9 protein-coding genes, 2 tRNA genes and 1 pseudogene are annotated in these 6,577 nt (G+C 61.6%); 7 read left to right on the top strand and 5 right to left on the bottom strand.

The genetic code is table 11. From position 1 onward, the window contains the following. Together ADADOO_RS01465 and ADADOO_RS01460 are read right to left on the bottom strand one after the other, a co-directional pair. Window positions 1-619: TGS domain-containing protein (locus ADADOO_RS01465; protein WP_511274387.1), on the bottom strand; the 619-nt coding region annotated here is incomplete at its 3' end. A gap of 133 nt (window positions 620-752) precedes the next feature. Further along, window positions 753-829, bottom strand: a tRNA-Val gene (locus ADADOO_RS01460). 101 nt (window positions 830-930) lie between these two features. Here ADADOO_RS01460 and ADADOO_RS01455 point away from each other — a divergent pair. Both ADADOO_RS01455 and ADADOO_RS01450 read left to right on the top strand, forming a co-directional pair. Then, window positions 931-1,071, top strand: a complete 141-nt coding sequence (locus ADADOO_RS01455; protein WP_511274386.1) for a hypothetical protein — start codon at window positions 931-933, stop codon at window positions 1,069-1,071. 9 nt (window positions 1,072-1,080) lie between these two features. Next, a complete protein-coding gene (locus ADADOO_RS01450) occupies window positions 1,081-1,281 on the top strand; it encodes a SlyX family protein (protein ID WP_511274385.1) in 201 nt (66 codons plus the stop codon). Here ADADOO_RS01450 and ADADOO_RS01445 read toward each other — a convergent pair. Further along, entirely contained in the window at window positions 1,275-1,526 is a 252-nt protein-coding gene (locus ADADOO_RS01445) for a hypothetical protein (RefSeq protein WP_511274384.1), read from the bottom strand. The genes ADADOO_RS01450 and ADADOO_RS01445 overlap by 7 nt on opposite strands. Between ADADOO_RS01445 and ADADOO_RS01440 the strand changes: the two are divergent. Next, a pseudogene (locus ADADOO_RS01440) lies at window positions 1,488-2,261 on the top strand (DHHA1 domain-containing protein); the annotation flags it as partial. The gene ADADOO_RS01445 and the pseudogene ADADOO_RS01440 overlap by 39 nt on opposite strands. A gap of 7 nt (window positions 2,262-2,268) precedes the next feature. On the opposite strand, the gene ADADOO_RS01435 reads toward ADADOO_RS01440, so the two are convergent. Continuing rightward, window positions 2,269-2,353: transfer RNA gene (locus tag ADADOO_RS01435), tRNA-Leu, on the bottom strand. A 53-nt stretch (window positions 2,354-2,406) separates the two neighbouring features. On the opposite strand from ADADOO_RS01435, the gene hpnC reads away from it, so the two are divergent. Genes hpnC through hpnE form a run of 3 tightly spaced genes read left to right on the top strand, consistent with a single transcriptional unit; the run spans window position 2,407 to window position 5,279 of the window. Continuing rightward, on the top strand, window positions 2,407-3,216 hold the full coding sequence (hpnC, locus tag ADADOO_RS01430; protein WP_511274383.1) for a squalene synthase HpnC: 810 nt from the start codon (window positions 2,407-2,409) through the stop codon (window positions 3,214-3,216). Window positions 3,217-3,220: 4 nt separating this feature from the next. Next, window positions 3,221-4,054 carry a presqualene diphosphate synthase HpnD gene (gene hpnD / locus ADADOO_RS01425; RefSeq protein ID WP_511274382.1) on the top strand — a complete coding sequence of 278 codons (834 nt, stop codon included), beginning with the start codon at window positions 3,221-3,223 and terminating at the stop codon, window positions 4,052-4,054. Window positions 4,055-4,058: 4 nt separating this feature from the next. Next, window positions 4,059-5,279, top strand: a complete 1,221-nt coding sequence (gene hpnE / locus ADADOO_RS01420) for a hydroxysqualene dehydroxylase HpnE (protein WP_511274381.1) — start codon at window positions 4,059-4,061, stop codon at window positions 5,277-5,279. A gap of 87 nt (window positions 5,280-5,366) precedes the next feature. Here the strand turns inward: hpnE and ADADOO_RS01415 are convergent, their stop codons facing one another. Beyond that, the gene (locus ADADOO_RS01415) at window positions 5,367-6,320 is read right to left on the bottom strand and encodes an alpha/beta fold hydrolase (RefSeq protein WP_511274380.1); all 954 of its coding nucleotides are present in this window, start codon (window positions 6,318-6,320) and stop codon (window positions 5,367-5,369) included. A gap of 205 nt (window positions 6,321-6,525) precedes the next feature. Between ADADOO_RS01415 and pqqA the strand changes: the two genes are divergently transcribed. Next, window positions 6,526-6,577, top strand: a 52-nt coding sequence (gene pqqA, locus ADADOO_RS01410; RefSeq protein ID WP_511274388.1) for a pyrroloquinoline quinone precursor peptide PqqA, incomplete at its 3' end; no start/stop codon positions are given.

The following is a 6,577-nucleotide window of genomic DNA, read 5'->3' as shown; positions in this document are numbered from 1 at the left end:
CACGCCAGTAGGCGCCAGCCACCTTCATGAGCTTGAAGACTTTGAGCTTGGCCGTCGTCGGTACGTGCGGGCCACGGCAGAGGTCGATGAAATCGCCTTCGCGGTAGAGCGAAACCTGCTGGTCGGCCGGAATGGCGCCAATCAGTTCGGCCTTGTATTTTTCGCCGAGGTCGAGGAAAAACTTGACGGCATCGTCACGCGCCCAGACTTCACGGGTGACCGGAATATCCTTTTTGGCCAGTTCAGTCATGCGCTTTTCGATGGCCAGAAGATCTTCCGGGGTGAACGGACGCTTGTAGGCGAAGTCGTAGTAGAAACCGTTTTCGATGACCGGACCAATGGTGACTTGCGCCTCGGGGAACAACTCCTTGACGGCGTAGGCCAACAGGTGGGCGGTCGAGTGACGAATTAGCTCCAGACCTTCCGGGTCGCGCTCAGTGATGATGGCCAGATCGACATTGTTCTCAATCAGATAGGAGGTATCGACCAAATTGCCATCAACCTTGCCGCCCAGTGCTGCACGGGCCAGGCCGGCACCAATGCTGGCTGCCACTTCGGCGATTGTTACCGGCTGTTCAAAAGAGCGGATGGAACCATCGGGCAGTTTGATATCAGGCATGGCAAATCTCTAGGCGAAAAAAAAGTGCGGGGGTGAGCCGCACTTTTTTGGTCAAACGAAGGCTGACTCGATTAGTGTTTCTGAACTGCGGTGCAAGTTCGGAAAATCATCAATTCAGCTCCGTCAGGAATTTTGGTAGGCGGTATTGGAATCGAACCAACGACCTCCACGATGTCAACGTGGCGCTCTAACCAACTGAGCTAACCGCCTAAAGAAGCGCGCATTTTACAGACGTAGAAGCCGATGTCAACAGCCCTTCGCGATTTTTTGAGAAGCCAAGTACACTTGCCACTTATGCAACGGAGAAAGCCATGAACGAAGGCTGGATTATTCTCGGGATCTGTCTGATTGTCGTGTTGGGGGGAGCCCTGCCGCTACTCCGTCCACCGCGCAACGACATGCCCCTGCCCCCACCCAAGGAAACTCTGCGCGACTGGCGCAGCGAAAAATAAGGACACTTTGTGGAATCGCGCATTACCGAACTCGAAATCAAGATCAGCTATACAGAAGACCTGGTCGAGGAATTGAACCGCCTGGTTTTCCGCCAGCAGGAGCAGATTGACCTGCTCTTTCGCGAAATACGTGCCTTGCGCGAACAGGCACAAAATGCCCAGCCGCACGAACAGCGCAGCTTGCGCGACGAACTCCCGCCGCATTACTGAGCATGTCGGCACAGCCCCCAGTTTTTGTTATCTACCACGCCGACTGCCTTGATGGCTTCGGTGCCGCTTATGCTGCCTGGCGCCATTTCGGCGATGCGGCCACCTACCGGCCGATGCATCACGGCGAAGCATGGGCGCTGGCCGATATTGCTGGCCACGCGGTATTCATCCTCGACTTCTCGTTTCCGCCTGAATTCCTTGAAACGATGGCGGGTGTTGCCGATTCGGTCACCCAGATCGACCATCACGCTTCGGCACTAAAAGCCTGGGGGGACAAGTTGCAGGCTGGCGAGAACGGCCTGTGCGATTATCAGCATCCGAACTTGCCGTTACGCGTCGCGTTCGATCTGGAAAAGTCCGGCGCGCGCTTGGCTTGGGAGTATTTTCACCCCGGTATGCCAACACCGCTGGCGCTTCGGCACATTGAAGAACAAGACCTGTGGCGTTTCACCCTGCCCGGTACCCGCCCTTTCTGCCGAGCCCTGCGCCTGCTGCCTTTCGACCTGAACGTCTGGCATCAACTAGTGCACGACACGCCGACCGAAACCGCCCCGCGTTACTTCGAAATATTGACACAAGGCGCCGCCATCGAGCAGTTTTATCAGATGGAAATCGCGCGCATGGCGCAGAGCGGGCTGCGCAGATCTGCTTTCCTTCGTGGCGAACCGACCGATGCATTGCAAGCGCAACGCCATGGCCAAGCTATCGTTACCCACGAAGAGCTTGCCTGGCTAACCGTTCCCGGCATCGCCATCAACGCCAATGCGCTGTTCGCCTCGGAACTCGGAAATTCTTTGGCCGAGCAAAGCGGCAGCTTCGGGCTGATCTGGCAATTATCGGGAGATGGCGAAGTGAAAGCCTCGCTACGCTCAAAGGGGAAGGCCCTCGATGTTTCGGAAATCGCCACGCGCTATGGCGGCGGTGGCCATCCCAATGCGGCCGGTTTCCGGATGCCTGCTGACCAATTTTTCAGCGAGGTGCTGAAAATGGTGCCCAAGAAGGGACTCGAACCCCCACACCTTTCGGCGCCAGAACCTAAATCTGGTGCGTCTACCAATTTCGCCACTTGGGCAGGCGGGCCGAATTCTAGCACCGACTGAGCCGCAATCTCCAGAGCAGACCACGATGTCCGTCGATCATTACGAAAACTTTCCTGTTGCCTCGCTGCTCGTGCCGGCTGAATTGCGCCGGCCGATCAAGGTGATCTATCGCTTTGCGCGCAGCGCCGACGATATTGCCGACGAAGGCGATGCTTCGCCTGACGAGCGCCTGGCCGGGCTGAACGCCTATCGGGCCGAACTGGATAGGATCGCAGCCGGCAACGTGCCGGAAACGCCGCTGTTCGTCGCGCTGGCCGAAGCCATCGCCAAGCACAAACTGCCCATCCAGCTCTTCCGCGACCTGCTCGATGCTTTCGCGCAGGACGTAGTGAAAACGCGCTACGCCGATTACCCGGAATTGCTCGCCTACTGCCAACGTTCGGCCAATCCGGTCGGGCGACTGGTCCTGCATCTTTTCGACCGCACCGAGCCGGAACATCTCGAGCAGTCCGACTGTATCTGCACGGCATTGCAGTTGATCAACTTTTGGCAGGATGTTGCGGTCGACTGGAAAAAAGATCGAATTTACATACCGCTGACCGACTTCCCGCACTTCCGCCTCAGTGAAGACGACATCGCCCACAGCCGCTGGTCGGCCAACTGGGCGGCGCTCATGGATTTCGAGATCGACCGGGCGACGGCGCTCATGAAGCGTGGCGCCCCGCTCGTCCACGCCCTCCCCGGCCGACTCGGCTGGGAGATCCGGCTGACCATGCAGGGCGGGCTGCGCATCCTCGAACGCATCCGGCAGGCGCGCGGCGACGTTTTTACGCGCCGGCCAAAGCTCGGCAAATGGGACTGGCTCGTTCTGGCTGGCCGTTCCATTAGAATGTGACCCCATGAATCCCGACCAATACTGCCAGGAGAAGTGCGCGGCCAGCGGCTCCTCCTTTTATTACAGTTTCCTGTTCCTGCCGCTCCAACGCCGCCGCGCCATCATGGCGCTCTACGCCTTCTGCCGCGAAGTCGATGACGTCGTCGATGAATGCAACGATGGATCCATCGCTTCGACCAAGCTCGCCTGGTGGCGCCAGGAAATTGAACGCGTCGGCGAAGGCCAGCCGCAGCATCCGGTCGGCCAGGCGCTGGCCGGGCTCGACAAGAGCATCAATTTGCCGAAAGAGCAGTTGCTCGAAATCATCGACGGCATGGAGATGGACCTGACGCAGTCGCGCTATCTCGACTTCAAGGGGCTGTCGCTTTACTGCTACCGGGTGGCCAGCGTCGTCGGCCTGCTCGCTGCCGAAATCTTCGGCTACACCGACCGCCAGACGCAAAAATACGCCCACGACCTCGGCATGGCTTTCCAGCTCACCAACATCATTCGCGACATCGGCGAAGATGCCCGACGCGGCCGTATTTACATCCCGATGGATGAACTCAAGCAGTTCAACGTGCCGGCCGCCGACATCCTGAACGGCAAATATTCGGACAACTTCACGGCCCTCATGCAGTTCCAGTACGAGCGCGCCGAGAAATACTACGAGCAGGCTTTCGCCCAATTGCCGGCCGTCGACCGCAAGAGCCAGCGCCCCGGCCTGATCATGGCGGCGATCTACCGCACCGTGCTCGACGAAATCAAACGCGAGAATTTCCAGGTCCTGCACCAGCGCATTTCGCTACCGCCGACGCGCAAGCTGTGGCTGGCACTCAAGACCTGGATCAAGGGCTGATCCCTTGAAAATTGCCGTCATCGGTGGCGGCTGGGCGGGTATTGCCGCCGCTGTCGAACTGGCCGCGGCCGGTGCTCAAACCACGCTGTTCGAAGCCGGCCGTGTGCTCGGCGGGCGGGCCCGGGGCGTCGAGATTGATGGCCGCCGGCTCGACAACGGCCAGCACATCCTGCTCGGTGCCTACCGCGACACGCTGGCACTGATGCGCCGGGTCGGCGCCGATCCCGATCAACTCTTCGACCGCCGCCCGCTGCAGGTTATCGACAACACCGGCTTTCGCCTCACCCTGCCTCGCCTGGCGGCGCCGCTCAATGTCGCCTGGGGCCTGCTCACGGCGAACGGGGTCGGCTTGGGCGAAAAGCTGCGAACGGCGCTCTGGATGGATGGCATCAAGCGCCGGGGTTTCAAGCTGGACGGCGAAACGACGGTGGCCGAATGGCTGGACGCTGCCGGGCAAACCGGCGCCCTGCGCCGCCACCTCTGGGAACCGCTCTGCCTCGCCGCGCTCAATACGGCGGCGGCTCGCGCCTCGGCGCAGTTGTTCGCCAACGTGCTGCGCGACAGCCTGGGCAGTTCGCGCCGCGCCGACACCGACCTGCTGCTGCCGCGCGTCGATCTCGGCCAACTGCTGCCCGAACCAGCCGGACAATGGTTGCAAGCGCACGGCGCGCAAATCCGCCTGAGCACGCGGGTCAGCCAGATCACCGAAGCTGAAAACGGCATCGCCATCAACGGCGAGCCCTTCTCCGCCGCCATCATCGCCACCGCGCCGCAGCATGTCGGCGCCCTGTGGCCGGCGGCGGCGACGAATTTCGCCTATGAGCCGATTGCTACGGTCTACCGGAATTTTGAGCCAAAAATGAAATCACCTTTCCCGCTGAGCAACCGACTCGGCGGCCATTGCCAGTGGGTCGTCGACCGTGGCCAAGCTGTGCTGGCCTGCGTCTTGAGCGGACATGGCGACTGGGAAAAACTCGACGACGCGGCACTGGCCGCCGCCCTCGACGCAGAACTCGGGCTGGAGAACCCGACCGGCTGGCACAAGGTGATCCGCGAAAAACGCGCGACTTTCTCGGCCATCCCCGGCCTGCATCGCCCGGACTTCAAAACCTCGCATCCGCGCCTCTTTCTGGCCGGCGACGCCACCTGGGCGGACTACCCGGCGACGCTCGAAGGCGCCGTGCGCAGCGGATTGCGGGCAGCCCGACACCTCGCCAAGGGCTGACGTCGGGGCGATCCGCGATCCTCACGGTCAACCGGAAATAACAGCCAAAATTGAAATTGCTTTGGCCAGGCGCCACTGCCGTTTTTCTCAGGGCGCGAACCGCCCACGCGCGGCAAAAGATTCGACCAGCCCCAACGTCGCCGCCCGCATGGCCGGGGCGTAAGGATCGTGGCCGACGCCCTCGACCAGGCTGCAACCGGCGTTCGGCAGTTTGGCCTGCAACACAGCCGTCGCACTGGCCGGACAAACGTCGTCAGCCAGGCCCTGCACGATGTGAATCGGCGCCGCCATCGCGGCGATACGCTCAGCGGCCGCCAGCACGCCGCCTTCCGCAATGAAGCAGGCGTGGCGAAAATAATGCAGTTGCAGGCGATAGCGCCCCTGCAATAAGTCGATCTCAGCCGGGCTCAAGCCCCGGCTCGGCGTCCCGGCCAGGGCGCATTCCCAGACATGCCAAGCGGTAACGTGGGCGGCCGATGGCGACCGGAAGCGCTCATCCAGCCAGGGCAGCATGGCGCCCGGCGCTTCCGGCGCACCGAGCGCCGCCCAGCCTTGCCACGCATCGGGATGATGCTGGCGGGCGCCGCCGAAAAACCAATCGAGATCGGCCGTCCGCGCTAGGAACGGGTTGCGCAGCAGCAAGCCGCTGAGACGCTCTGGATGCGCCGCCGCGTACAAAATGCCGAGCGTCGCGCCCCACGAACCGCCGATGACCAGCCAGCGGTCAATCGCCAGATGTCGGCGCAAGACCTCGATGTCGTCGATCAGGGCCGGCGTCGTGTTTTCCTCGCAGCCCCCGGCCGGCCGGCTTTGGCCGGCACCGCGCTGGTCGAGCAGGATGACGCGATAACGCTGCGGATCAAAGAAGCCGGCCATCAGCGGCGAGCAACCGGAACCCGGGCCGCCGTGCAGGATCAGCACCGGGATCCCCGCCGGCCCGCCACGCTGTTCAAAGTAAAGACGATGGCCGCCGGAAACGGGCAGCCAGCCGCTATCGAACGGCGGCGACGGGGAATGCAAGGCGGCGGAAGCAGCAGACATGGCGGCCATTCTAACCATCGATAACGCCTTCCCGGTAGGCGCTCCCTGCATCTCATGAAAATCAGGAGGGCGAATTCATGAATCCCGCGGGGCCCCCTGTCGGAGGCTGCGCGATAGTTCAATCCAGTCCGCCGTTTCACTGAATACGGCGGACAACCGGCGGCAGCTGCCACCGGACGTTCAATCCATAACGGAGACTATTTAAATGAAATGGGAAACCCCGACCGCTTGTGACTTCCGCTTCGGCTTCGAAATCA

This window comes from Azonexus sp. (genome assembly GCF_036170495.1).
Taxonomy (GTDB): domain Bacteria; phylum Pseudomonadota; class Gammaproteobacteria; order Burkholderiales; family Rhodocyclaceae; genus Azonexus.
Note: the sequence above shows the minus strand (reverse complement) of the source record. Positions and strands in the feature narration are given on the sequence as shown.

Coding starts and splice junctions, on each gene's coding strand:
- hpnC (WP_511274383.1), top strand. CDS start 2,407: ATGTCCGTCGATCATTACGAAAACTTTCCTGTTGCCTCGCTGCTCGTG.
- ADADOO_RS01445 (WP_511274384.1), bottom strand. CDS start 1,526: ATGGTCGATCTGGGTGACCGAATCGGCAACACCCGCCATCGTTTCAAG.
- ADADOO_RS01415 (WP_511274380.1), bottom strand. CDS start 6,320: ATGTCTGCTGCTTCCGCCGCCTTGCATTCCCCGTCGCCGCCGTTCGAT.
- hpnD (WP_511274382.1), top strand. CDS start 3,221: ATGAATCCCGACCAATACTGCCAGGAGAAGTGCGCGGCCAGCGGCTCC.
- ADADOO_RS01455 (WP_511274386.1), top strand. CDS start 931: ATGAACGAAGGCTGGATTATTCTCGGGATCTGTCTGATTGTCGTGTTG.